This is a genomic window from Inhella proteolytica, assembly GCF_016093275.1.
Taxonomy (GTDB): domain Bacteria; phylum Pseudomonadota; class Gammaproteobacteria; order Burkholderiales; family Burkholderiaceae_C; genus Inhella; species Inhella proteolytica.
Window position 1 is genome coordinate 13,729 of the sequence record NZ_JAEDAK010000011.1, and the last position, 24,227, is coordinate 37,955.

General features: G+C 72.5%; 26 protein-coding genes. 15 read left to right on the top strand and 11 right to left on the bottom strand.

All coding sequences use genetic code 11. The features are described 5' to 3' along the window. Positions 1-106: 106 nt before the first annotated feature. Together I7X39_RS15460 and I7X39_RS15465 are read right to left on the bottom strand one after the other, a co-directional pair. On the bottom strand, positions 107-688 hold the full coding sequence (locus I7X39_RS15460; protein ID WP_198112059.1) for an RNA polymerase sigma factor: 582 nt from the start codon (positions 686-688) through the stop codon (positions 107-109). Next, on the bottom strand, positions 688-897 hold the full coding sequence (locus I7X39_RS15465) for a YgaP-like transmembrane domain (protein WP_198112060.1): 210 nt from the start codon (positions 895-897) through the stop codon (positions 688-690). The genes I7X39_RS15460 and I7X39_RS15465 overlap by 1 nt, the downstream gene beginning before the upstream one ends. A 198-nt stretch (positions 898-1,095) precedes the next feature. Between I7X39_RS15465 and I7X39_RS15470 the strand changes: the two genes are divergently transcribed. Continuing rightward, a complete protein-coding gene (locus I7X39_RS15470; RefSeq protein ID WP_198112061.1) occupies positions 1,096-2,523 on the top strand; it encodes a peptide MFS transporter in 1,428 nt (475 codons plus the stop codon). Here the strand turns inward: I7X39_RS15470 and I7X39_RS15475 are convergent. Continuing rightward, entirely contained in the window at positions 2,505-3,788 is a 1,284-nt protein-coding gene (locus I7X39_RS15475; protein ID WP_198112062.1) for a glycosyltransferase, read from the bottom strand. The genes I7X39_RS15470 and I7X39_RS15475 overlap by 19 nt on opposite strands. A gap of 220 nt (positions 3,789-4,008) precedes the next feature. Here I7X39_RS15475 and I7X39_RS15480 point away from each other — a divergent pair, with 220 nt between their 5' ends. Both I7X39_RS15480 and I7X39_RS15485 read left to right on the top strand, forming a co-directional pair. Next, positions 4,009-4,482, top strand: coding sequence for a cupin domain-containing protein (locus I7X39_RS15480; protein ID WP_198112063.1), 474 nt, complete (start codon positions 4,009-4,011; stop codon positions 4,480-4,482). Between the two features lie 59 nt (positions 4,483-4,541). Further along, on the top strand, positions 4,542-5,462 hold the full coding sequence (locus tag I7X39_RS15485; RefSeq protein ID WP_198112064.1) for a hypothetical protein: 921 nt from the start codon (positions 4,542-4,544) through the stop codon (positions 5,460-5,462). A gap of 17 nt (positions 5,463-5,479) precedes the next feature. Here the strand turns inward: I7X39_RS15485 and I7X39_RS15490 are convergent, their stop codons facing one another. Together I7X39_RS15490 and I7X39_RS15495 are read right to left on the bottom strand one after the other, a co-directional pair. Further along, positions 5,480-6,370, bottom strand: coding sequence for a class II glutamine amidotransferase (locus I7X39_RS15490; RefSeq protein ID WP_198112065.1), 891 nt, complete (start codon positions 6,368-6,370; stop codon positions 5,480-5,482). Positions 6,371-6,434: 64 nt separating this feature from the next. Continuing rightward, positions 6,435-7,829: an MFS transporter gene (locus I7X39_RS15495; protein WP_198112066.1), complete on the bottom strand. Its 1,395-nt coding sequence runs from the start codon at positions 7,827-7,829 to the stop codon at positions 6,435-6,437. Between the two features lie 100 nt (positions 7,830-7,929). Here I7X39_RS15495 and I7X39_RS15500 point away from each other — a divergent pair, with 100 nt between their 5' ends. Continuing rightward, positions 7,930-8,853, top strand: coding sequence for a LysR family transcriptional regulator (locus tag I7X39_RS15500; RefSeq protein ID WP_198112067.1), 924 nt, complete (start codon positions 7,930-7,932; stop codon positions 8,851-8,853). A gap of 817 nt (positions 8,854-9,670) precedes the next feature. Here I7X39_RS15500 and I7X39_RS15505 read toward each other — a convergent pair. Beyond that, the gene (locus I7X39_RS15505; protein ID WP_198112068.1) at positions 9,671-13,009 is read right to left on the bottom strand and encodes a DUF748 domain-containing protein; all 3,339 of its coding nucleotides are present in this window, start codon (positions 13,007-13,009) and stop codon (positions 9,671-9,673) included. 749 nt (positions 13,010-13,758) lie between these two features. Here I7X39_RS15505 and I7X39_RS15510 point away from each other — a divergent pair. Together I7X39_RS15510 and fghA are read left to right on the top strand one after the other, a co-directional pair. Further along, complete coding sequence (locus I7X39_RS15510; RefSeq protein ID WP_198112186.1) at positions 13,759-14,859, top strand: S-(hydroxymethyl)glutathione dehydrogenase/class III alcohol dehydrogenase; 1,101 nt, start codon at positions 13,759-13,761, stop codon at positions 14,857-14,859. Positions 14,860-14,861: 2 nt separating this feature from the next. Next, a complete protein-coding gene (fghA, locus tag I7X39_RS15515) occupies positions 14,862-15,701 on the top strand; it encodes an S-formylglutathione hydrolase (RefSeq protein ID WP_198112069.1) in 840 nt (279 codons plus the stop codon). A 4-nt stretch (positions 15,702-15,705) separates the two neighbouring features. Here the strand turns inward: fghA and I7X39_RS15520 are convergent, their stop codons facing one another. The 4 genes from I7X39_RS15520 to I7X39_RS15535 are packed head-to-tail and all read right to left on the bottom strand — an operon-like array spanning position 15,706 to position 18,683. Continuing rightward, complete coding sequence (locus tag I7X39_RS15520) at positions 15,706-16,047, bottom strand: hypothetical protein (protein ID WP_198112070.1); 342 nt, start codon at positions 16,045-16,047, stop codon at positions 15,706-15,708. After that, entirely contained in the window at positions 16,044-16,772 is a 729-nt protein-coding gene (locus I7X39_RS15525; RefSeq protein ID WP_198112071.1) for a lysozyme inhibitor LprI family protein, read from the bottom strand. The genes I7X39_RS15520 and I7X39_RS15525 overlap by 4 nt, the downstream gene beginning before the upstream one ends. Beyond that, a complete protein-coding gene (locus I7X39_RS15530; protein WP_198112072.1) occupies positions 16,769-17,701 on the bottom strand; it encodes a VTT domain-containing protein in 933 nt (310 codons plus the stop codon). Before I7X39_RS15530 ends, I7X39_RS15525 begins: the two co-directional genes overlap by 4 nt. Before the next feature lie 10 nt (positions 17,702-17,711). After that, a complete protein-coding gene (locus I7X39_RS15535; protein ID WP_198112073.1) occupies positions 17,712-18,683 on the bottom strand; it encodes a GlxA family transcriptional regulator in 972 nt (323 codons plus the stop codon). A gap of 109 nt (positions 18,684-18,792) precedes the next feature. Here I7X39_RS15535 and I7X39_RS15540 point away from each other — a divergent pair, with 109 nt between their 5' ends. The 3 genes from I7X39_RS15540 to I7X39_RS15550 are packed head-to-tail and all read left to right on the top strand — an operon-like array spanning position 18,793 to position 20,022. After that, entirely contained in the window at positions 18,793-19,098 is a 306-nt protein-coding gene (locus I7X39_RS15540) for a putative quinol monooxygenase (protein ID WP_198112074.1), read from the top strand. A 25-nt stretch (positions 19,099-19,123) separates the two neighbouring features. Then, positions 19,124-19,513 (top strand): DUF488 domain-containing protein, encoded by a 390-nt coding sequence (locus tag I7X39_RS15545; protein WP_198112075.1) that lies wholly within the window; start codon positions 19,124-19,126, stop codon positions 19,511-19,513. After that, a complete protein-coding gene (locus I7X39_RS15550) occupies positions 19,510-20,022 on the top strand; it encodes a GNAT family N-acetyltransferase (protein ID WP_232351986.1) in 513 nt (170 codons plus the stop codon). Before I7X39_RS15545 ends, I7X39_RS15550 begins: the two co-directional genes overlap by 4 nt. On the opposite strand, the gene I7X39_RS15555 is transcribed toward I7X39_RS15550, so the two are convergent. After that, positions 20,023-20,535 (bottom strand): GNAT family N-acetyltransferase, encoded by a 513-nt coding sequence (locus I7X39_RS15555; RefSeq protein ID WP_198112076.1) that lies wholly within the window; start codon positions 20,533-20,535, stop codon positions 20,023-20,025. 172 nt (positions 20,536-20,707) lie between these two features. Here I7X39_RS15555 and I7X39_RS15560 point away from each other — a divergent pair, with 172 nt between their 5' ends. The 6 genes from I7X39_RS15560 to I7X39_RS15585 are packed head-to-tail and all read left to right on the top strand — an operon-like array spanning position 20,708 to position 24,221. Then, the gene (locus I7X39_RS15560; RefSeq protein WP_198112077.1) at positions 20,708-21,571 is read left to right on the top strand and encodes a hypothetical protein; all 864 of its coding nucleotides are present in this window, start codon (positions 20,708-20,710) and stop codon (positions 21,569-21,571) included. Then, on the top strand, positions 21,568-21,933 hold the full coding sequence (locus I7X39_RS15565; protein WP_198112078.1) for a nuclear transport factor 2 family protein: 366 nt from the start codon (positions 21,568-21,570) through the stop codon (positions 21,931-21,933). The genes I7X39_RS15560 and I7X39_RS15565 overlap by 4 nt, the downstream gene beginning before the upstream one ends. Before the next feature lie 26 nt (positions 21,934-21,959). Further along, positions 21,960-22,448, top strand: coding sequence for a nuclear transport factor 2 family protein (locus tag I7X39_RS15570; protein WP_198112079.1), 489 nt, complete (start codon positions 21,960-21,962; stop codon positions 22,446-22,448). Next, the gene (locus tag I7X39_RS15575; protein ID WP_198112080.1) at positions 22,449-22,940 is read left to right on the top strand and encodes a GNAT family N-acetyltransferase; all 492 of its coding nucleotides are present in this window, start codon (positions 22,449-22,451) and stop codon (positions 22,938-22,940) included. Beyond that, complete coding sequence (locus I7X39_RS15580) at positions 22,937-23,317, top strand: hypothetical protein (protein WP_198112081.1); 381 nt, start codon at positions 22,937-22,939, stop codon at positions 23,315-23,317. Before I7X39_RS15575 ends, I7X39_RS15580 begins: the two co-directional genes overlap by 4 nt. Position 23,318: 1 nt before the next feature. Then, complete coding sequence (locus tag I7X39_RS15585; protein ID WP_198112082.1) at positions 23,319-24,221, top strand: hypothetical protein; 903 nt, start codon at positions 23,319-23,321, stop codon at positions 24,219-24,221. Positions 24,222-24,227: the final 6 nt, after the last annotated feature.

Sequence of the window (24,227 nt, forward strand, 5' to 3'; positions counted from 1 at the left end):
GCGGAAAAGGGTCGGCGCGATCCGGCCGGACCGCCAGGGCCGCAGTCTGAAAGCGGCGCCGCGCGCCGAATGTGGGAGCAGCGCGCGATCGCCTGTAGGACGGTGGCTAGGGCGCGCCGCTCGGGGCGCCCTTTTCGCCCCCGTCCTGGTCGCCGTCCTTCTCCCAGTAACCGCTGGCCAGCAGGCGCTTGCGCAGCTGGGCCCGGGCACGGTGCAGGCGACTCTTCACCGCCTCCAGGCTCAGGCCCAGCTGGGCTGCCACCTCGGGGGCACTCAGCTCCTGCACATCGCGCAATAGCAGCACCTCGCGGTGGGGCGGGCTCAGCGCCGCGAGCGCGCGCTGCAGGTCCAGGCGCAGGTCGATGGGCAGGCCGGCGGCGGCCGGCTGCTCGGCCTCGGGCAGCTCGTCCAGGGGTTCGGCCGTCTCGCGGCCCCGCCACTGGCGCCGGCACTCGCGCTCGACGATGCGGAACAGCCAGCTCGCGAAGGTGGCGACCGTGCGCAACGCACCGAGCTTGCGGTAGAGCTGCCAGAGCGCGTGCTGCACGGCGTCCTCGGCGTCCTCGGCCTGGCGGCAGCTGCGGCGCGCAAAGCGCCTCAGATCGGGCTGGCAGACGGCCAGCAGCTCGGTCAGGGCGGCGGCCTCGCCGCGCTGCGCCGCCTCGATCAGTGCCGGCTGGACGCGCATCAAGGCCGACGCTCCAGGCTGCAGCGCCCCAGCAGCGCGCAGGCTGGGCAGAAGCCGGCCAGGGCCGTCAGCGCCAGGATGGCAGCCGTGGCCAGGGTCAGCAGCAGCCAGGGGCCGCTGGCCAGGGGCACCAGGCCCAGCAGCATCAGGGCGGCCAGGCCGCGCAGCAGGCGTTCCCAGCGGGGCAGTTTGCTTTTGAAGAGAGACATGGGGGACAAAGGAGGGAAGTGGTTGACCCTTGTCTGGAGGCAGGCGGGCGGCAAAAGGATTCGGCCGACCGCGAATTCTTTCCTGCACTCGGCGGCCTTCAGCCATCGGCTTCGGCGAACCCCAGGCGAACGCCACTTGCGCGCGCCGGGGCTTTCGCCAACAGTGCCGCCCTTCCCAAGTCCGGCGCCTGCCCCATCGTGTCCAGCATTCCTGTTCCCTCCTCCACCGCCGCGGCGGTGCCTTCCGCCGGCCCGGCCGGCCGCAGCTTTCTCGGCCACCCGGTGGGCCTGGGCTGGCTGGCCTTCTGCGAGTTCTGGGAGCGCTTCTCCTACTACGGCATGCAGGCCCTGTTGGTGCTCTACCTCAGCAACCACCTGTTCCTGCCGGAGCACGCCGGCAGCGTGGCCGGCCTGCAGACGCTGCGCGGCTGGATCGAGGGCGTCACCGGCCCGCGCTCGCCGCAGCAACTCGCCTCGGTGGTGTTCGGGCTGTATGCGGGTCTGGTCTATCTGACGCCGATCTTCGGCGGCCTGCTGGCCGACCGCTGGCTCGGCCGCACGCGCACCGTCGTCATCGGCGCCAGCCTGATGGCGGCCGGCCATTTCCTGATGGCCTTCGAAGCCGCGCTGCTGCCGGCCCTGGGCTGCCTGCTGCTGGGCGTGGGCTGCTTCAAGGGCAATATCGCCGCGCAGGTGGGCGATCTGTACGTGCCGGGTGACCAACGCCGCGCCTCGGCCTTCCAGATCTTCATGCTGGCGGTGCAGGTCGCCGTGATCGCCTCGCCCATCGTGTGCGGCACGCTGGGCGAGAAGATCGGCTGGCACTGGGGCTTCGGCGCGGCCGGCGTGGGCATGCTGATCGGGCTGCTGATCTACCTGGCCGGGCGCAAGCACCTGCCGCCCGAGCTGCCGCGCGGCCAGGCCGCACGCGCCGCCACTGCACCGGCCGAAAGGCTCGGCCGCGAAGGCTGGGCGCGCCTGCTGCTGCTCGTCGGCCTGCTGCCGCTGCTGATGCTCTCCATCGTCGGCAACCAGCAGTTCAACAACGCCTACCCGCTGTGGTCGCAGAAGCACATGGACCTGCTGCTCTGGGGCTTCCAGGTGCCGGTGAGCTGGCTGCAGGCGGTGGATGCGGCGGTGAGCCTGGGCACGATGCTGGCCTCGATCGCCTTCTGGCGCTGGTGGGCCACCAAGCGCCGCGAGCCGGATGAGCTGAGCAAGATGGCGCTGGGCTCGCTGATTGCCGCCTGTGCCCCGGCCCTCTTGATCCTGGCCGCGCAGCAGATCGAGAGCAATGGCGCCAAGATCAGCCCGCTCTGGACCCTGGGCTACACGCTGATCAACAACCTGGGCTTCGCCAACATCCTGCCGGTGGGCCTGGCGCTGTACTCGCGCGTCTCGCCGGTGCGCCTGCAGGGCGTGCTGATCGGCGTGTACTACCTGCACCTGTTCTTCGGCAACAGCTTCGTGGGCTGGCTGGCGGGCCTGCTGGACGAGATGCCCGGCACGCAGTTCTGGGCCCTGCACGCGGTGCTGGTGGCCAGCGCGGGCGTGGGTCTGATCGTGGTGAAGCTGGTGTTCGGGAAGTTGCTGGCGCCGCAGCCGACTCAGGCCGTGGCGAGCTGAGGCGCACAACGCGCCAGGATCGCCTCGCAAGCCTGCGCCATCGCCTGCCCCGGGCCTTGCAGGCGCGGGGCCAGGGCCTGGCAGCGGGCGCGCAGGGCGGCGTCGCCCAGCAGGGCGGTGAGCGCGCCGGCGGCGCGCTCGGCACGGTAGTGGGCGGGCAGCAGCTCGCGCGCCACGCCCAGGTCGATGAGTCGGCGGGCGTTGTCGAACTGGTCATAGGCCTGGGGCCGCACCAGCTGCGACAGGCCGGCGCGCAGGGCCTGGGCGCTGGTGCCGATGCCGCCGTGGTGCACCAGCGCCGCCAGCTGGGGCAGCAGCCGGGCATAGGGCGCAAAGGGCACATGCAGCAGCTGCGGTGGCAGCTGTGCCGGCACCTGCTCGGGGAAGTGGCTGAGCAGCAGGCCGCGCAGCCCGGCCTGCGCACAGGCCTGGGCAGATTCCGCAAAGAAGCCGCGTGCCGTGGCGGTAGCCGTGCCGGCGCTGAAGCCGACCGGCGCGGGGCCGGCGGCCAGGAACGCCTGCAGCGCCTGCGGCAGCGGAGCAGCATGGGCCGGGTCGTCGAGCGGGAAGTCGAGCAGCTGCAGGTGCGCAGGCCAGTCGACGGGGGGCGGGGCGAACCAGGCCGGGAACAGACCCAGCAGCGCGTCGCTGCGGTGGATCCAGTCGTTGAACAGATCGCGCACCGGCGCCAGGCCGAGCCGGGCACGCAGCTGGTTGAGCGGCGTGCGGAAATGCGGCTCCATGAAGGCCTTGTCCATCAGCCACCAGGCCAGGCGCTTCAAGGCCCGCGGCGTGCCGCTGCCCAGCTCCTGCAGCGCATGCGGGCCCACGCGAGCCGGCTGCAGCGTGGAGCGGATGGCCGCCGGCGCGAGGTGCACGGTGGCACAGGGCATGCCGGTGGTTTCTGCCGCCAGGCGGTGCGAGAACTGCAGCGCGCTGCCGATGAGCACGCTGCCGGCCGGGTCGATGTCGGCACGCATGGCCTCATAGCAGGGCGCCAGCAGCGCGGCCAGTTCCTGCGCCACGCGCGCCATCGCTTGGTCAGGCTTGGCGTCGCTGAGTTGGGCGAACAGGCGGTGGTAATCCGCCACCTCGCCCACCGGCCGGAACTGCACTCTGCTGGGGGCGAGTGCCGCTTCGAAGTAGGGGTTGGCAAAGAAATGGACGCGATGGCCGCGCCGCACAAACTCGGCCGCCAGGGCAGCAAAGGGCAGCACATCGCCATGGCTGCCGAAGCTGGCGATCAGGATGCGCGGAAGGCTCACGCTTGAAGGGGTGCAAGGGCCGGGCAGGCGGGAGCGCCAGTGTCCGGCCCGAGCGCCGGGCTGGCCGCCACAAACCCCCGGACTGGGGAGAGGGTGCCGAATGGCAGGGGGTTGGCCAACCCCGCGCCCCGCTGCCGTGCTGGATTGATAGACCCAGCGCATCAATCCCGGCCAAGGATTGCATTGGACGGCAGCGCCCGGCGCGCCCAGCATCGCGGCCATGCACACCCCTCCCGAACTGCTGCGCGCCGCCGCCATTGCGGCAATGCCGGCCCAGACCAAGACGCATCTGCTGAACCCCAACGCGGTGCGCAGCGCCAAGGCGCTGGGCGCGGCCACCGGCTTGAAGCACCTTGGCATCCACCTGATGACGGTGCAGCCCGGCCATGCGGCCACCGAGTACCACCGCCACCACTACGAGGAGCAGTGCTTCTACGTGCTGGCCGGCCAGGGCGAGGTGTGGATCGACGAGCAGCCCTATGCCGTGGGCGTGGGGGATTTCGTCGGCCTGCCGGCGCGGGGCGCGGCCCACACGCTGCTGAACACCGGCAGCGAACCGCTGGTCTTCCTGGCCGCCCGCCAGATGCTGGCCCAGGACGTGTGCGACTACCCGCGCCAGCGCCAGCGCCTCTACATGGATGGCGACGAGGAGGTGCTGGTGGCGTACGAGCAGATCCGCCCCGCACCCGGCTGAGCGGCGCGCGGGCGCCGAGAATGCGCGCGCGCCGGGCCGCTTCCCGCGCTGCCCTGCCCATGAACGTTCCGCCGCGCCGCCTCCTTCTTGCCGCCCTGGCCTGCCTGGCCCTGGGCCTGCCCGGCGCCGTGCGGGCCGACCCGCTGCGCATCCTCTGGGTGGTGACGCACAGCCCGCCGATGTTCAGCCTGGAAAACGGCCGCGCGCCCCAGCGGCCCGAGCAGCTGGGCCAGGGCGAGCTGGACGGCATGCTGCGCCTGCTGACGCAGCGCATGCCGCAGTACCGGCACGAGTTCGTGGTGGCCGAGTACCCGCGCCTGGAGGCGCTGGCGCGCCAGGGCGAGCCGGTGTGCTCGAACCTGCTGCTGCGCACCCCCGAGCGCCTCAGCTGGCTCCACTTCACGCACACCCATGTGCCGCTGCAGGCGCGCCAGATCCACTTCGTCACCCGCGCCGAGCTGCTGCCGCGCCTGGGCCTGAAGTCCGGTGCGGTGGTGGACCTGGCGGCGCTGCTGGCACGGCCCGAGCTCAGGGGCCTGCTGGAGCGTCACCGCTCCTACGGCAAGGAAGTGGATGCGCTGCTGCAGCGCCACGGTCAGGACCTGCTGGCGCGGGCCATGCCGCGGCGCGGCACCAATTTGCTGCGCATGCTCAGCGCCGGCCGCATGGACTTCACGCTCGACTACGGCGTGACGGTGGCCGCCTACAACCGCAACGAGACGCCGCAGACGCCGCTGGTGGCCCTGCCGCTGAGCGGCGCACCCCCCACCACGGCGCGCGCCACCCTGGCCTGCGTGCGCAATGCCGAGGGGCGCGAGCGCATCGCGGCGGTGGACGCCGCCGTGCGCCGCCTGGCCGCCGAGCAGCCGCGCGAGGCCTGGATGCGCAGCTGGCTGGGCCACGCCCCCGAGGGCTCGGACCGCGAACGCCTGGAACGCTACTTCGACGAGCGCGCGCGCGGCGGGCCGCAGATCGACTGAGGCTGCGACGCGGCGCCTCAGTGCGCCAGCTCGGCGCCGGCCCCCAGCGGCAGCAGGCGCGGCGCCGCACCGCGTTCCAGCACCACCAGATGGTTGCGCGGCACCGCGGCCCAGGCACGCGCGGGCGTCAGGCGCTCGGACGAGACGATGCTCGCCGGCTCGCGCTCTTCCTGCGCGCGCTGGCCGAATTCCTGCGCCGTGGTCTCGTACAGCTGGCCCTGCAGCACGTAGAGCGAATCGCCTTCGCTCGCGGGGTCGGTGGTGAAACGGCTCACCACCGCCTGCTGGCCGTTGGACACCGCCAGGTTCAGGTAGTGCGGCGCCTGCACGCCGGCCGCCTGGCTGGCGGCCAGCACGCGCTGCAGCGTGGCGGCCAGGCGCTCGGCCAGGCGCAGCGCGGGGTCGGGCGCACGCTCGTCGGCCTTCTCATGGCGCAGCAGCTGGTCCACGAAGACGGCGAACACATGTTCGGTATCGGTGCTGCCGCGCACCCGATTGAAGGCCTCGTCGCACAGCGGTTCGAGCAGGCGGCGGCGCAGGCGGGTGAACTCGTTCAGGTAGCCGTTGTGCATCAACAGGTGGCGGCGCCAGGCAAAGGGGTGGCAGTTCGCCAGGTCCACCCCGAAGCCCGGCGTGGCAGCGCGCACATGGGCCAGCACGCAGGGCGAGGCCACCACGCGCGAGAGCTCGCGCAGATTGCGGTCGCTCCAGGCCGGCGTGACCGAATGGAACACCGCGGGCTCGCGCGACAGGCGCGGCGCGTACCAGCCCACGCCGAAGCCGTCGCCGTTCAACGGCTCGCGCCGCTCCTTCGAGCGCACGCTCTGGTGGATGAGCGAATGCTCGGGCTCGATCAGCAGCTTGCTGAGCCGGATGGAAGGGCCGAGGTAAAGCGTGAAGCGGCACATGGCGGGGCATCCGATTGCCAGGGCCGCAGCGTAGCGCTGCGCACACGGCTCGCGCGCCGGGCATTCAGGCCGGTGGCCGGGGCGGCGCCAGCCGGGCCCAGGCCACGGCCAGCGCCAGCAGCAGCAGGCCGCTGGCCAGCACAAAGCTGTGGCGCAGCGCCGCCGCCACCTCGGCCGGCCCGGCCCGGCCCAGGCCGCCAGACGGCAGGGCCTGCACGAACACCGCGCCCATCAGCGCCGCGCCGCTGACCAGGCCCAGATTGCGCGCCAGGTTCAAGAGCCCCGACACCAGCCCGCGCTGCATCGGCGCCACCCCCGCCAGCAGCGCGCTGGGCGTGGCCGCCTGGAACAGCGCGTAGCTGCTCGTCAGCGCCACCAGCGGGCCCAGGTAGCCGGCCAGGCCCCAGGCCAGCGGCGCCAGCGCCAGGCCGGTGCTGGCCAGCAGCATGCCCAGCAGCCCCAGGCGTCCCACGGCGGCGCTGCCCCAGCGGTCCACCGCGCGGCCGGCCGGCCAGCCCACCAGGGCCACGCAGGCCGGGCCCACGGCCATGGCCAGGCCCAGGCCGGCAGCATCCAGGCCCAGGCTGTGCACCAGGTGGAAGGGGCCGAGCACCAGCGTCGTCATCAGCACCACCGCCACCAGCGCCGTGGCCAGCAGCTGGGCGCGCAGACGCGGTGCGCGCAGCTGCGCCAAGTTCACCAGCGGTGCCGCCACGCGGCGCTGCGCCCACACGAACAGCGCCAGCCCCAGGGCCGCCAATCCGAGCAACGGGCCGCGCAGGCCCCAGGCGGCGCCTTGGGTCAGCGCCAGCGCGTAGGCGGCCAGCGTCAGGGCCAGCAGCAGCGCACCCAGCGCATCGAAGCGCTCGGCCGTGCGCGCCGGCCCATCGGCCGGCAGAAAGCGTACGGCCAAGCCAAGGGCCAGCAGCGCCAGCGGCAGCTGCAGCAGGAAGAGCGCGCGCCAACCCAGGCCGGCCAGCAGCAGCCCGCCGAGTGCGGGCCCGAGCGCGGTGCCAAAGGCCGAGAGCGTGGCCATCAAGCCCATGGCCTGGCCGCTGCGCTGGGCCGGCACGGCGGCCGCCACCAGGGCCAGGCCCAAGGCCATCATGCCGGCCGCGCCGGCGCCCTGCAGCGCCCGCGCCGCCACCAGGCTCCACAAGCCCGGCGCGGCCGCGGCCAGGCCCGAGCCCAGGCCGAACAGCGCGATGCTGGCGAGCAGCAGCCGGCGCCGCCCCAACAGATCACCGAGCCGCCCGGCGCTGACCACCAGCGTGGTGCTGGCCAGCAGATGGGCCAGCACCACCCACTGCACGCTCTCGAAGCGGCTGCCGAAGGCCTGCACCAGCGTGGGCAGGGCGACGTTGGCAATGCTGGTGCCGAGCGCCGGCAGCAGGGCACACAGGGCGAGTGCAGCGAGCGCCGAGCGGCCCGCGGCAGCGGGGCTTGGGGGGTGGGTCATCAGGGGCTCCAGGGTCTGTTTTGAACCTGGCGCCACGGTAGGCAGGCCGGTGAGCAGGCGGAAGGCGCATCATCTGCACTTCATCTGTGCACCAGACGCCATGTCACCCCCCGATCTGAACCTGCTGCCGACGCTGGACGCCCTGCTGGCCGAGGGCAGCGTGGCCGGCGCGGCACGCCGCCTGGGCCTCAGCCCCTCGGCCATGAGCCGCGCGCTGGCGCGCCTGCGCGCCGCCACCGGCGACCCCCTGCTGGTGCGCGCCGGCCGCGGCCTGGTGCCCTCGCCGCGCGCGGTCGAATTGCGCGAGCGCATCGGCAGCCTGGTGCAGGAGGCCGAAGCCATGCTGCGCCCGGCGCGCCGGCTGCGCCTCAAGCAGCTGCAGCGCCGCTTCACGCTGCGCAGCCGCGAGGGCTTCGTGGAGAACTTCGGCGCGCGCCTGCTGCAACGCGTGGCCGCCGAGGCCCCGGGCGTGCAGCTGCACTTCCTGCCCAAGCTGGACAAGGACAGCGCACCGCTGCGCGACGGCCGGGTGGCCCTGGAGACCGGCGTGGTGGCCGCCGACAGCGGCCCCGAGCTGCGCACCCAGGCCCTGTTCCGCGACCGCCTGGTGGGCGTGGTGCGGCCTGGCCATCCCCTCAGCCGCGGCCGCGTCACGGCCGAGCAACTGGCCGCCGCCCGCCACGTGGCCGTGGCCTTGCAGGGCAGCGGGCCGGAGGCCATCGACACCGCACTGGCCGCCCTGGGCCTGCAGCGCGAGCAGGCCGCCACGGTCGGCGGCTTCGCCGCCGCCCTGGCCCTGGTGCGCGACGCCGAGCTGGTGGCCTGCGTGCCCGAACGCCACACCGGCAGCCTGCGCGCCGGCCTGCACAGCTTCGCGCTGCCGGCCGAGCTGCAGATCGGCGCGCTGACGATCTCGCTGCTCTGGCATCCGCGCTGGGACGGCGATGCGGCGCACCGCTGGTTGCGGGGGTGTGTGCAGGAGGTCTGCGGTGATTCGGAGCAGGGCTGCACCCACCGTGGTTGAGGCCTGCGGGACAGCCCTCGGGGGCTTCACCCCCACCCCAGCCAGTCCGCTTGCAAGCGGACTGTCCTTCGCCCGGGGTCGCAGGGCCCGCAGTGGGCCCTGCTCGCTCCGGGCTCAGCCCCTCCCCGCATTTCTTTGCTGCGCCAAAGAAAAGGGGGAAAAAGAAAAGCGCTGAATGCGCGCACGCCGCCTAGGGCGGCGCGCGATTGCACGTCCGGTTCACATGGCTCCCACACCCCTCCTGGGACTGCGAAAACCTGCCCGCTAAGCTGGCCGGAGTACCGGCCGACTAGACCACCGCAAACCATTGCGGGCTTTCTGCGATGAATGGACCCCCAACGAGCAACTGGGTACCCCAGGGCGCTGGTTGGGGGTCTGTTCTTCGGAGCGCCGAGGGTGATGGTCTGCGGTGCCCGGGACGACCGGTACCCCGGGCGCCTTCGTCGTCCTGACCGTCGAAGTCAGATGAGGGCTCCTCTCAGTGTGAGCCCAAGCACCGCCATCACAGTTCGCCCCTAGGGCTGAGCGCGGAGCGAGGTGAGTCCCAATGGACTCACCGACCCCGCCGCGAAGGCCCGAGCCCGTCTCGCGGGCGAGGGCGACTGTGTGGGTTGGCGCCTTTCTTTGCCCCGCGTTTCTTTGGCGCAGCAAAGAAATGCGGGGAGGGGCTGAGCCCGGAGCGAGCAGGGCCCACTGCGGGCCCTGCGACCCCGGGCGAAGGACAGTCCGCTTGCAAGCGGACTGGCTGGGGTGGGGTTGAAGACCCCACGGGCTCTCACAATCAGCGCTCGACACGCTTCAGGGCGCCGTCACCCCCTCACTGCTTCGGCAGCACCTCTACCTGCAAAGGCAGCTCAAGCGCATCACCCGGCAGCGCCGCCGGAGCTTCCACCCGCAGGCGCTGCAGGCCCTGGGCGCGCAGCCAATCCGCCATGGCAGCGGCACGTGCCTGGCCCAGCTGTTCCAGCGCCTGCGGGGCCAGCGGTTCGGCGGCCAGCAGGCGTTGCCAGAGCAGCTCGGGCAGGGGCCGGCCGGCCAGTTCGGTGCGTTCGGCCTCGCTGAGCGGCGCCGGCGCGCGGCCCAGCGCGGCCTGGGCGCGGGCCAGCAGGCGCTGGGCCATGTTGGGGGGCGGTGCGGGCTGGGCCAGCGCGTGGCGTTCTTCCAGGCGCTCCAGTTCGGCGGCGCTGAAGCGTCGCGCGTAGAGCTGGCGCAGGGCCTTGGCGGATTGGGCGGGCAGCAGCAGCGCGTCCTCGGCTTCGAGCCGGTGACCCTCGATCTGCGCCAGCTCCTCGCGCAGCTGGCGGGCCTTGAGTACCGGGGCGTCGCGCTCGGGCGTGTAGCCGGCGCTCAGGCGCAGCTGCAGGCCGGGGCGCTTGGCCAGGGCCTGGGCCAGCTGCTGCAGCTTCTCGCGCTCGGGCGGGGCCAGCTGGGCGCTGCCGGCGGGGAAGCCGATGCGGTCGCTCAGTTCCTTGTCACCGCCGAACAGCGCACCCAGCGCGCGGAAGGGCGCGCTGACGATCTTGCCCAGCACATTGGTGATGACCTTCCAGATCAGGCCGCCGTAGCTGAACTTGGGTTCGTCCAGGCTGCCGCTGACGGGCAGGCCGAGGTCGATGCGGCCCTCGCTGTCTTCCAGCAGCGCGATCGCCAGGTCCAGCGGCAGGGAGGTGGCGCTGGGGCTCTCGATGCGCTCGCCCAGCACCAGGCTTTGCATGACGATGCGGTTGTGGCCCTGCAGCTGGCGCGCACGCAGCTGGTAGTCGAGGTCCAGGTCGAGCTTGCCCGAGGCGATGCGGCGGCCGGCGAAGGTGGCGGTGTAGGGCGTCAGCCGTGTCATCTCGATGTTGCGGAAGCGCAGCTGCAGGTCGCTGAAGCCGGTCGGGTCCAGGGCCTGCAGGCGGCCGCTGGCTTGGGCCTGGCCGTAGTCGTCCACCTGGCCGTCGAAGCGCAGCTCGGCCGGGCCGCTGCCGGGCGCGCTGTCCAGGCCGGCCAGCTCGCCCTCGCCCTGGTGGATGCGCACCGCAAAGGGCAGGGCCAGCGAAAGGTCGGCGAAATCGACGCGGGCCTCGCGCAGGCGCAGGTGCTGCAGGCGCAGGCGGGGCGGCGGGGTGCTGGCCGTTGTGCTGGCGGCGGCGCCCGTTGCGGCGGACGGCGGCGTCTGCCACAGCCCGTCCCAGTTGACGTTCTTCTGCGCGTCGATCAGCAGCTTGGCCTGCAGGCCGTCGATCTGCAGCCGGCCCAGGTCCAGCAGGGTGGGCGAGAGGCGCAGGCGCGGCGCTTGCAGGCGGCGCCAGGCCAGGAAGGGTTCGTTCAGCACGCCGGGCTCGTCCACGCGCAGCGCGGCCAGCGTGGCCTGGCCGGCGAACTGCCAGGCCGGGGCCTGCCGCAGCCGGCCCTGTGCATCGAAGCGGCCGCCCGTCAGACGCAGCGGCGTGTAGGCGGCCAGATAGGGCTGCAGCGGCGCCAGCGCCAGCTGCTGCAGGCCGAGCTGCAGATCCAGCTGCGGCAGCAATTGGCCTTGCGCGCGCAGCCGACCGCCGCTGGCCAGCTCGGCCTCGGCCTGCAGCTGCAGCGCGGCCGCACCCAGGCCTTCCAGGCGCGCCTGCGGCAGGCGCAGCGTCCAGCGCTGCGGCGGCTGCACACCGGCATCGTCCAGCTGCAGCTGGGCGTCGGCCAGGGTCAGGGGGGCGATGCGGGTCTGCCAGGCCGGGCCTGCTGCGGGCGGTGCGGCTTCGCGGCGCTGCAGGGCTGCCAGCAGGGGCAGGCCGCCGCTGGCATCGCGCTGCAGCTGCAGCGCCGCGCCCTGCAGCCGGATCGGGCCGAGCTCCAGCTGCCGCGCTGCCAGGTCCAGGGTGCCGCCGCTCAGCTGGGCCTGCGGCAGGCGCAGCCAATCGCCCCCGCGCAGGCCCTGGGTCTGCAGCTGCAGGCCTTGCAGCTTCAGCGCGGGGGCCTCCGTGCCGCCCCAGGCGGCCTCGGCAGCGAGCTGCAGGTTCAGGGCGTCCAGCTCGACGCGCTGTGGCTGTTGGAAGCCGGCTTCATCGAGGCGCAGGGCCAGGCCCTGCAGATCGAGCGCGCCGAGCGCGAGCTGCCAGCGTGGGCCGGGGGGCTGCTCAGCCGCGGCGGCGGCGGGCAGCCAGGCCTCCACATCGAAGCGCCCCGCGGCATCGCGCGCCAGCTGCAGATTGCCGCCCTGCAGGCGCAGCGCAGCGAGCTGCAGGCGGCGTTGGCGCAGGTCCAGGCGGCCGCCTTCCAGCAGCAGGCGCGGCAGCTGCACGGCGGGTTCGGCCGCCTGCAGGCCTTGCAGGCGCAGGCCGTCAAGCTGCAGGCGCAGATCGTCCACCTGCAGCTGCGGCGCCTGGCCGGGGTCGCTCTGGGCCTCGTAGCGCAGGCTCAAGGCCATCTGCCCGCCGGGCGGCTGCACGGCCAGTGGCGGGTTGGGCATCAGGGCCCAGAGCTTGGCCAGCTGCAGGCCGTCGAGCTGGATCTGGCCCTGGGCGCGCAGCGGCTGCAGGCCGAACTCGCCGCGCCAGCGCAGCTCGCCACCCAGGCCGGTGCGTGCCACCAGCTGGTGCGCGCCGCGTTCTTCGGGCAGGGTGGAGAGATCGCGCAGCTCCAGCTGCAGGCGGTCGAGGGTGTCGGTGCGCAGCGCCTGGGCGCGCCGGTCCTCGTAATCGAAGCGCCCCTGCTCGACCTGCAGCAGCGCGATGCGCAGGCGCGGGGGCGTGGCATCGGGCGCGGCGGGCTGCGCCTGCAGCGCCGCCAGCAGCGCGCCCCAGTTGCTGCGCCCCTGCGGCAGCAGCTGCAGGCGCAGCTGCGGGCCCTCCAGGCGCAGCAGGTCCAACGCGGTGGCGCGGTGGCGCAGCGCGCCCAGCAGGTTGATGTCCAGGCGCACCCGCTGCACCCCGGCCAGACGCTCGCCCTGCGGACTCTGCAACTGCAGCTGCTCCACTTCGAGCGCAATGCGCCAGGGCGAAAAGCGCGCCGCCTGGAAACGCAGCATGTGCCCGGCCAGCCCCGCCTCGGCCCGCCCCAGGCCCCAGCGCAGCAGCGGCTCCACCGCCAGCGGCAGGGCGATGAACCAGAGCACCAGCAACAGGCCGAGCAGGGCCAGCAGTGCGCGCAGAGGGCGGGAGGTGGGGAGCAGGCGGCGCGGCATGGCTTCAGCTTACGGCGGGCAGGACCTCCTCTGGCAATGGAAGTTGGCTGCTCGGAAGACCCCGCCGGGTCTCGGCCCGGCGGCCGACCTACTTCTCTTTGCTTCGCCAAAGAGAAGTAGGCAAGAGAAAGGCGACCCCGATGCCTGCGCCCCCGGCTTTGCCGGGGGTGCCCTGTGGTGCTCGAAGAGCGGGCCCAGGCGCAAAACTCACTTCGCTCGCGTTGCTCGCTCCGTTCAAACAATTGCGCCAAGTCAGATCACGAAGCGCGCTACCGCGCGCGGGCCCACTCTTCTGTGCTCCTCGGCTTGGCATAGGGGAGACCCCAAACAGCCAAGCAGCCAACAGCCGAATACCGAACAGCCCGGACGTCACCCATCGCGCCGTTTCCCGGCTGTTGGCTGTTCGGCTGTTCGGGCTGCTGCCCCTATGCGCTGCCGAGCAGCACAGCTTGCCTGGGCAGCGTGCGAAGCACGCGTTCCCGTCATGCTCGGTCCAACTGTTTGAACGGAGTGAGCGAAGCGAACGCAGTGAGTTTTGGGCCGGCCCAGGCAAGCGAGCAGCGCAGGGGACCCCAGCCGCAGGCTGGGGCTGCGCATCGGGGCTTGACCTTTTGGTTCCTTTTGGGTCAAGCCAAAAGGAACTCGCCTGCCGGGGCGAGACCCGGCGGGGTCTTGCGCTGACCGCCAATCAGGCTCGCCACGCTCCGCACTAGCATCCGCGCCCAGACCTTAAGGAGCCCCCCATGCCCATTCAAACCCGCGCCGCCGTTGCCTGGAAGGCCGGCGCCCCGCTGACGATCGAGACCGTGGAGCTGGAAGGCCCGCGCGAGGGCGAGGTGCTGGTGGAGGTGAAGGCCACCGGCGTGTGCCATACCGATGCCTACACGCTCAGCGGTGCCGACCCGGAAGGCCTGTTCCCGGCCATCCTGGGCCACGAGGGCGCGGGCGTGGTGCTGGAGAGCAAGGTGCCTTGGCTGAAGCCCGGCGACCACGTCATTCCGCTCTACACGCCCGAGTGCCGTGAGTGCAAGTTCTGCCTCTCGCGCAAGACCAATCTCTGCCAGGCCATCCGCCCCACGCAAGGCAAGGGCCTGATGCCCGACGGCACCAGCCGCTTCAGCCTGAACGGCCAGCCCATCCTGCACTACATGGGCACCAGCACCTTCGCTAACCACATCGTGGTGCCGGGCATCGCGCTGGCCAAGATCCGGCCCGATGCACCGTTTGACAAGGTCTGCTACATCGGCTGCGGCGTCACCACCGGCGTGGGCGCGGTGCTGTTCACCGCCAAGGTGGAAGCGGGTGCGAACGTGGTGGTGTTCGGCCTGGGCGGCATCGGCCTCAACGTGATCCAGGGCGCCAAGATGGTGGGCGCCAACCAGATCATCGGCGTGGACATCAACCCGGCGCGCGAGGCGATGGCGCGGCGCTTCGGCATGACCGACTTCGTCAACCCCAAGGACGTGCCCAATCTGGTGGACCACCTCGTGCAGATGACCGATGGCGGCGCCGACTACAGCTTCGAATGCGTGGGCAACACCACGCTGATGCGCCAGGCGCTGGAGTGCACGCACAAGGGCTGGGGGCGCAGCATCATCATCGGCGTGGCCCCAGCCGGCGCCGAGATCAGCACCCGGCCCTTCCAGCTGGTGACCGGGCGGAAATGGGAGGGCAGCGCCTTCGGCGGCGCACGCGGCCGCACCGATGTGCCCAAGCTGGTGGACTGGTACATGGACGGCAAGCTGCAGATCGACGAGCTGATCACCCACAAGCTGCCGCTGGAGCGCATCAACGAGGCGTTTGACTTGATGCACGCCGGCACCAGCATCCGCACCGTCATCGAGTTTTGAACATGAGCTGGAACCCCGAAGTGATTGGCGAGTACCGCTGCTTCGGCGGCGTGCAGGGCTACTACCGCCACGCCTCCAGAGCCGTCGGCCTGCCGATGCAGTACAGCCTGTACCGCCCGCCCGGCACGCCGCGCGGTCTGCTGCTCTGCCTGGCCGGGCTGACCTGCAGCGAGGAAACCTTCCCCATCAAGGCCGGCGCGCAGCGCCTGGCCAGCGCGCTGGGCCTGGCCCTCTTGAGCCCCGACACCAGCCCGCGCGGCACGAACATCCCCGGACAGGCCGACGACTGGGGCTTCGGCGTGGCCGCAGGCTTCTACCTGGACGCCACGCAGGCGCCCTGGGCCCCGCACTGGCGCATGGAAAGCCATGTGATGCAGGAGCTGCTGCCGGCCGTGCAGGCGCAGCTGGGCGGGCTGCCCACCAGCATCCTGGGCCACTCGATGGGCGGGCATGGCGCGCTGACGTTGGCGCAGCGCCACCCCGGGAGCTTCCAGTCGCTGTCGGTCATCGCGCCCATCAGCGCGCTCAGCCAATGCCCCTGGGGACAGAAGGCCCTGCCGGCCTATCTGGGCGCGGACGAGGCGCAATGGGCCGCGCACGACGCCAGCGCGCTGATGCGCGCGCAAAGCGCGCCGCCCTTCCCGGCCGGCATCCTGATGGACCAGGGCGAGGCCGACCAGTTCCTCAGCGATCAGCTCAAGCCCGAGCTGTTCGAGGCCGCCTGCGCGGCGGTGGGCCAGCCGCTGACGCTGCGCCGCCATGCCGGCTACGGGCATGGCTATTACTTCGTCAGCACCGTCATCGACGACCACCTGCGCCACCACGCGGCGGCGCTGGGCTGATCGATCAGGGCCTGGGGCGACGCAGCCAGCGCCCCACCCAGCGCAGGCAGCCGTAGGCGCCGCTGAAGAGCACACAACCGATGGCGATCAGGCCCAGCGTCAGCGGCCAGTCGTCGGCGCCCATCCAGACGGCCAGCCCCAGCAGGGCCAGCGCGTACAGCGCCAGCAGGCGCAGCAGGCCCGGCCCGGGGCGCCACACGGCCCACAAGCCGGCACCCATGCCCAGGAGCACGGCCGAGTAGCTGACGGCCACGGCCAGCATCCAGTCGCTGCCGCCATGGGCCCAGGCGGCCGGGCTCAGGCCCGCCAGCAGCAGGGCCAGGCCCCAGCGTGGGGCAGACCTCATTCGCCCGCTCCGCAGCGCGCCGCGCCGGCGGGGGCGCGTTCGCGGCGCAGGAACTCCACGCCCTCAAAGCCCGCACGCACGCCGCAAAACTGCGCGCGGCAATGGCCTTCGGGGTCCTCCAGCACCAGGCTGTGGGCCTTGAAGCGCAGGCGCAGCCGGCAGGGGCGATCGGGCAGGACGGATTCGGCGGGCCGCAGCTCCAGCGCCTCGCCGACGCGCTCGGCCGCGCCTTCCAGCGTGCAGGTGTGGGCATTGGCCTGCACCAGCTCCACCGCCAGCTGCCAGCGCCCGTCGGGCCGCGGCTGCAAGCTCAGGCAATCGGCCGCGGCGCTGCTCACCCATTGCTGGCGCTCGACGTCCAGCACCTGGATGCGGCGCGGCATCAGGTAGTGGCCGGCGGCATCGGCCGGCCAGGGTGCCGCCGCCTGCCAGCCCTGCAGCTGGGCAAGCCGCTCGCGCTGCACGCGCGCTAGGCAGGCGTCGTCGGCGCAGGGGTTGCGCTGCTGGCGCAGCCAACGCTGCTGGTCCAGGCGCAGCGGGTCGGTGTCGATGCTCTGCTGTTGCGCCGCGCGGAAGGCCGCCGCCACGGCTTCGTCCAGCGCGCTCAGTTCGGGGTTGGCGCACAGGCGCCGCTCAACCGGCAGCTGGGCCTTGCGGCAGTCGAAGCTGGCGGCCTGGGCCGCTCCCTGCGCGGCGATCGGCAGGGTGAACGTCAGAGCCTTCATGCCGACTCCTCCAAGGCCAGCCCGGCGCGCTGCCAGCCCTCGATGCCACCGCGCAGCACGCGCGCGCGCCGGCCCTGCTGCTGCAGCCAGCGCGCCGCCTTGGCGGCGGAGACATCGTGCGGGCAGGCGCAGTAGGTGACGAACTCGGCCTCAGCGGGCCAGCGCTGGAGCAGCGCGGGGTCCAGCGCGCCCAGGTCCAGGCCCTGCGCGCCGGGGATGCGCGTCTGCCCCGGCAGGGGCGCGCGCACGTCCAGCAGCACCGGCGCGGCCTGGTATTGCTGCTGCAGCGCGGCCAGCTCGCTGGGCCCGATGCTGCGCGTGCCGCGCAGTGCGAACTGTTCGTGCAGGCGGCGCAGCAGGCGCCAGAGCAGGTAGGCGGCCACCAGGCCGGCCAGCATCAGCAGCGCCTGCTGGCCCAGCTGCGCCAAGCCGGCCAGAAGCTGCTCGATCTGGCGGTGGAACAGCGCGCCCAGGCCCAGGCCGGTGGCGCCCCAGAGCAGGGTGCCGGCGCCGTTCAGGCGCATGAAGGTGGCGGCCGGCATGCCCATGGCCCCGGCCAGCGGCGCGGCCAGGATGCTCAGGCCCGGCAGGAACTTGGCCAGCACCAGGGTCAGGCCGCCGCGGCGCGCGAAGCTGGCTTCATTGCGGCGCACGCACAGATCGGGCGAGAGCGAGATGCGGCACAGGGTGCTGAGCACCTGCCGGCCCCAGCGCCGCCCGGCCCAGAACCACAGGCTGTTGGCCAAAGTGGCGGCCAGGCCCGCCAGCAGCAGGGCCTGCAGGCCGAACAGCGGCTCGTGCGCGGCGCGCCCGCCCACCAGCATCAAGAGCGGCAGCGAGGGCAGGGGCGCGCCCAGCTGTTCGGCCAGCACAGCCAGAAAGACCAGCAGCAGGCCATGCTGTTGCAGCAGGTGAAGCAGGGTGTCCATGCCGGCAAGCCTAACGGTCGGTGCGGCGCAGCTCACGCACGCCCCGGCCCAGCTTGCGGCGCAACAGCGCGCGCAGGCTCACGCCATCCGCATAGCCCACCTGGGCGGCGATCTGCTCGATGTCCAGCCGCGTGCTGCGCAGCAGGTGGGCGGCCTGCTGCACGCGCAGGTCCTGCACAAAGGCCAGCGGGCCCTTGCCCAGCACGGCCTCGCAGCGGCGCTGCAGGGTGCGCGGGCTCACCGCCAGCGCGGCGGCAGCGGCCTGCAGCTCGAAGCCCTGGGCCAGGCGCTCGCGCGCCCATTGCTCGAAGCGGGCGATCAGCGGGTCCGCATGGGCCAGGTGGTCGGGGATCACGTAGGGCGCCTGCGAGGGCCGCTCGTCGACGATCAGGTAGCGCGCCACCAGGGCCGCCAGCGCCGGGCTGGTCTGGCGCAGCAGCCACAGGCTCAGGTCCAGATGACCCATGGCCGCGCCCGAGGTGACGAAGCGCCCGCTCTCCAGCACCAGGCGCGATTCGTCCAGGCCGATCTGCGGGTAGCGCTGGCGGAACAGCGGTGCCAGCCACCAGGTGGTGGTGGCGGCGTGCCCGTCCAGCAGCCCGCTTTCGGCCAGCACGAAGCCGCCGATGCAGGCCGCGGCCACGCGCGCGCCGCCCTGCTCATGGCGTTCGCGCAGCCAGGTGCAGGCCTCGCGCACCTCGGGCCGCTCCAGCGCCGGCAGCAGGGTCTGCGGCATCTTGGCGCCCAGCGCGGGCAGCAGGATCCAGTCGGGTCGCTCGTCGCCGCGCAGGGCCTGCACCGGCAGCCGCAGGCCCTGCGCGCTGCGCACCTGGCGGCGCAGGCCGGCGAGCCGGAACTCGAAGGGCGGCGGCGCGTCCGGGCTCTGCAGGGCCGCCAGCTCATTGGCCGTGCCCAGTGCGTCCAGCATGCAGGCAAGGCCCAGATCGAACACGCCATCGAGGGCCAGCACAAGGATTTTCATGATGGCGTGAACGATATCAAGGATGTCATTTGTGCACCTACCGGCCGGGGCCGTGAATTCCTAGAGTCCAGCCCGTCGAATGTCCGACAGCCCCCTACCGGAGATCCCCATGAGCATCCAACTCGCCCTGTTCGCCCGCATCGAAGCCAAGCCCGGCAAGGAAGCCGAGGTCGAGGCCCTTCTGAAGGCCGCCCTGTCCATGGCCAATGACGAACCGACGACGCCGATCTGGTTCGCGCTCAAGCTCTCGCCCAGCACCTTCGGCGTGTTCGACGCCTTCCACGACGAGGCCGGGCGCCAGCGCCATCTGAGCGGGCCGATCGCCCAGGCCCTGATGGCCCAAGGCCCCGAACTGTTCGCCCAGCCGCCCTCGATCGAGCCGATCGAGGTGCTGGGGCTGAAGAATCGGGCCTGACGCGTCTGCCCCCGGAGAGCCTGCCATGCCCATCCATATCGTCCGCCTCGGCAGCCCGCGTGGCCCCGATGAAGGCCCGCGCATCGGCACCGTGCGCCGCCCGCCGCGCGGCGTGCCCAAGACCGAGTTCGCCACGCAGAACTGGTACGACAGTTGGTTCCCGCTGCTGGCCCCCAGTGCCGAGCTGATGAAGCAGGGCCAGGCGGTCGAAACGGATGCGCAATGGCAGGCCTTCGCCAAGGCCTACCGGCGCGAGATGGCCGAGCCCGCCGCGGCCCAGTCCATCGCCCTGCTGGCCACGCTCTCCACCCACAGCAGCTTCGCCGTCGGCTGCTATTGCGAGCACGAGGCGCGCTGCCACCGCTCGCTGCTGCGCGGCCTGCTGCTCGAAGCCGGCGCACAGGTGGCGCCATGACGAAGATCCAGGACGCCACCCCCGACCAGGCCGCGGCCCTGGGCCGGCTGCTGGTGCGGGTCTACGCCGCCCTGCCGGGCTTCCCCAGCCCGGCCGAGCAGCCCGGCTATTACGAGATGCTGGCGCAGGTGGGCGCGCTGGCCGAGCGCCCGCGCACCCAGGTGCGCGTGGCGCTGGATGCGGACGGCGCCGTGCGCGGCGGCCTGGTCTATTTCGGCGACATGGCCCAGTACGGCTCGGGTGGCGCGGCCACCCAGTTGCAGGGCTGCGCCGGCATCCGCCTGCTGGCGGTGGACCCGGCCGCGCGCGGCCAGGGCCTGGGCAAGGCGCTGACCCTGGACGCGCTGGCCCTGGCGCGTGCCCAGGGCCGGCAGGCCATGGTGCTGCACACCACGCAGGCCATGCAGACGGCGTGGCGGATGTACGAAGGCCTGGGCTTTGCGCGCGCGCCCGAACTGGACTTCAGCCAGCAGGGCCTGGCGGTGTTTGGGTTTCGGCTGACGCTGTGATCAGGCGTGCGTGTAGACCCAGCAGGGCCCACCCAGCAGCTCCAGCTCACCGGTGCGCCGCGCGCCCAGGCGCTCGGCCAGGCGGATCGAAGGCTCGTTGGCCGGACGGATCAGGCTGATCAGCGGCCGACCCTGCTGCAAGGCCGGCGCCTCGCGCAGCGCGGCCTGCGTGGCCTCGAAGGCATAGCCCTGGCCCCAGTGGGCGTGGCCCAGCAGCCAGCCCAGCTCGAAGCCGGGCCAGCCCTCGGGGTCGATGAAGCCGGTACGGCCGAGCAGCAGGCCATCGCTCTTGCGCTCGATCGCCCATTGCCCATAGCCGCGCAGCGCCCAATGCCCCAGCATGCCGGCCAGCGCGCGCCAGCTCATCGCCCGGTCGATCACGCTGCCGTCGCCGATGAAGCGCATCACCTCGGCGTCGGCCGACATGGCGGCAAAGGCGTCCAGGTCGGCGCCGGTGAAAGGCCGCAGGCGCAGGCGCGGGGTGTCGAGCGTGAGCGGGGCTTGGGGCTGCATGGGCACCGATGCTAGGCAGGCGGCGCAGGCCTGGACGAAAGCCAGGGGGTGCCATCCGCCCCCCGCGTTTGCCGCTTCAGCCCCAAGGTCTGGCACTCCATCCGGCCGCGCTGGCGGGCGGGCCAGGAGCTGGCTAGGCTGCGCCTCTTTCGATGCTTCCGCCCTCCTTCCCATGCAAGCTCTGCGCCCCCTGCTGCTCGCCCTGAGCCTGGCCACCTCCGCCGCCCTCGCCGCCCCCAGCCAGTCGCTCGATCAATACGAGATCAAGCCCGAGCGCGCGCCGCAAGGCCAGCTGGTCAACTACATCAAGTCCAACCTGGACGGCAGCAAGCGCCTGGTGCTCTCGCTGTACTTCGCCAAGCCCTTCGAGGTGGAGGCGCTGAAGGTCGAAGGCGACGGCCGCTACATCGCGCACGTGCAGGCCAAGCTGGACCCGCAGACCCTCACCGCCACCTGGATGCGCAGCTTCAACGGCCTGGAGAACGGCCCCGGCAAGCAGCGCCTGCAGATGCAGATGGACGGCAGCGCGCAGCGCCTGGTGGCCAGCGTGGCCGGCACGCAGATGCCCGTGGCCCCCAGCCACCTGCCCGCGCATGTCTACAACTTCGACCTCAGCAGCCTGAACCTCACGCTGCCGCTGCTGAAGAACCCGCGCGCCGACTTCACGATCGGCCTCATCGACCCCGACTTCGCCGCCCTGCGCACGCGCTTCAAGCCGAACGCGGGCGAGCTCGAGGGCCTGTTCATCGACAAGGGCCAGGCCCAGTTCCGCTACCTGCGCGACGAGGAGCTGGACGGCGTGCCCACGCATCGCTTCGAAGTCGGCGGCCCGGCCTTCGGGGGCGTCACCGGCACGCTCTGGGTCAATGCCAAGGACCGCCTGATCGAGCGCTTCGAACACGCCCTGCCCGACAACCCGGACTGGAAGAGCTTCAAGCTCAGCCGCATCTCCGAGCGCGCGATGGACGCCGCCGCCTGGGAAGCCTTCAAGGCCGCCAGCGTGCAGCGCGCCATGGGCTTGGTGGAGGCGGAATGAAGGCGGCGGACTTCATCGCCCTGGAGCGCCGCCGCACCCAGGCACTGGTGCAGCGCGACATCGCCACGGCGCGCGCCCTGCACGCGCCCGAGTACCAGCTCATCACGCCCGGTGGCGGCGCCTTCAGCCGGGAGCAGTACCTGGACAAGATCGAGCGCGGCGAGCTGGTCTATCTGGGCTGGGAGCTGGGCGAAGTGGCCGTGCGCCAGGGCACCGACATGGCCCTGCTGCGCTACCGCGCCACCCTGACGCTGGCCGGCGGCGAGGAGCGGCCCTTCCAGGTCTGGCACACCGATTCCTACGAGCTGCGCGAGGGCCAGTGGCTGGCGGTGTGGTCGCAGGCCACGGCCATCAAGGCCTGATGCGGCTACGCTGCGCGCCCTCCACCATGAAAACCACCGCCGCCCTCATCGCCCTGCTGCTGGGCCTGCTCGCCGCACCAACCCAGGCCCAGACCCCGCCCGCACTGCAGCAGGAACTCGACGCCCTGGACGCCGCGCTGTTCGAGCCGCTGTTCAACCGCTGCGAGCTGGAGCGCATGGACGAGCTGCTGCACCCGCAGCTGGAGTTTCTGCATGACCAGGCCGGCCGCCAGGACCGCGCCGGCTTCGAGCGCGCCACGCGCCAGAACCTGTGCAGCGGTCAGGGCGACAAGCCCCTGCGCCGCTTGTTGCCGGGCACGCTGGAAAGCCACCCGCTGTACGCCAACGGCGAGCTCTACGGTGCGGTGCAGACCGGGCGCCACGCCTTCTTCCTGCGCGGGGCCGATGGGCGCGAGCGCCCCACCTCGCAGGCGCGCTTCGTGCACACCTGGCTGCGCGTGGGGGGGCGCTGGCAGCTCTATCGCGTGCTCAGCTTCGACCACCGGCCGCAGTGAATGACGCTCGACCTGATTCCCGCCAGCGCACGTGAGCAGCTGGACTGCATCGAGAACCTGATGCAGTTCTTCAACTACGAGCTCAGCGCCTGGTACCCGGTGCGCCTGGCCGAGCACGGCCTGTACCGCCTGCGCCCCAAGGCGCCCTACTGGGCCGAGCCGCGCACCCGGCCCTACCTGCTGCAGGTCGATGGCGAGCCCGCCGGCTTTGCGGTGCTGGACGGCGACTGCCTGGAGCCCGCCCAGCAGCTCAACCTGGGCTACTTCTTCATCGTGCGGCGCTTCCGCGGCCAGGGCCTGGCACGCCAGGCCTTTGCCGAGCTGCTGCGCCGGCACCCGGGCGCCTGGGAGGTCTATTACCTGGCGCACAACCAGCACGCCGACGCCTTCTGGCCGCGCCTGCTGCCCAGCCTGGGACTGCAGGGCCTGCAGCGCGAGCACCGCGTGGTGGACGAGGAGCCCAGCGTCTGGTTCCGCTTCGACACCCCATGAACTGGATGCTGGCGTGGGCCGATTCGGAGCTGGCGGGCATCGAGCGCCAGGGGGCTGATCTGCACCTGCGCCTCTCTGCCGCGCGCCTGCGCCAGGGTGAGCAAGCCCGCTACGCACGGGGCCTCGTGCTGGTGCTGGAGCAGGCCGAGCCCGAGGGCGACGCCGCTGCGCTGGCCGGGCTGTTCGGCGCGCTGGAGGCCGGCGAGCTGCAGGTGGGCGGCCAGCGCCAGCGCAGCGTGGCCCTGGGTCAGCGCGTCGCCGGCCCCGTGCGGCTGGTGCTGCAGCTGCGCCGCGGTCGCGAGTGGTGTGTGCAGGCCCAGGCTCTGTGCCTGCCGCCGGCGCAAGGCCTCACGCTGCATGAGGACTGGGCCTGCTGAGATGAGCTGGCTGCGCCGAGGTTTGCTGCTGTGCGCTGCCGCCTGGTTGGTGCTGCGCCCCGCGCTGGCGGCGGAGACCATTCGCTGGGTGGTGCACGACATGCCGCCCGTCTTCAGCCTGCCCGGCGGCCACACGCCCAAGCGCGCCAGCGAGTTCGGCCATGGCGAGCTGGATGGCCTGCAGCGCCTGCTGGTGGCGCGCCTGCCGCAGTTCCAGCACGAGTTCGTGGTGGCGGTGCCCACGCGCTTCGAAGCCCTGGTGCGCCAGGGCGAGCCGATCTGCAGCCTGCTGCCGCGCCGCACGCCCGAGCGCCTGAGCTGGCTCTACTTCACGCCCACGCACCCGCCGCTGAACTCGCGCGCGGTGCACCTCGTCACGCGCGCCGAACTGCTGCCGCGCCTGAACGCCCTGGGCACGCCGTTGAGCCTGGCGCGCGTGCTGCAGGAGGCCGGGCTGCAGGGCGTGCTGACGCGCGACCGCTCCTTCGGCCCGCGCATCGACCAGCTGCTGCAAACCCAGGGCCAAGCCCTGCTGCAGGGGGCGCTGGCCTGGCGCGGGCAGAACCTGCTGAGCATGCTGCAGGCAGGCCGCATGGACTACACGCTGGAACACCCCGTGCTGGTGGACGAATACCTGCGCCAGCAAGGCAGCGGGGTGGCGCTGGTCAAGCTGCCGCTGCTAGAGGCGCAGGCGATCAGCCAGGCCACCGTGGCCTGCGCCCGCAACCCGGCGGGCCGGCGCCACATCGAGGCCATCGACGCCGTCATCCGCGCGCTCGCCCGCGCGCCCGACCGCAGCGCCTGGCTGAAGGAATGGCTGGGCGAACTGCCCGAGCCGGGCGACCGCGAGCGCATCGACCGCTTCATGGACGCGCGGGCGCGGCGTGGGGCGCAGATCGAGTGAGGGCTC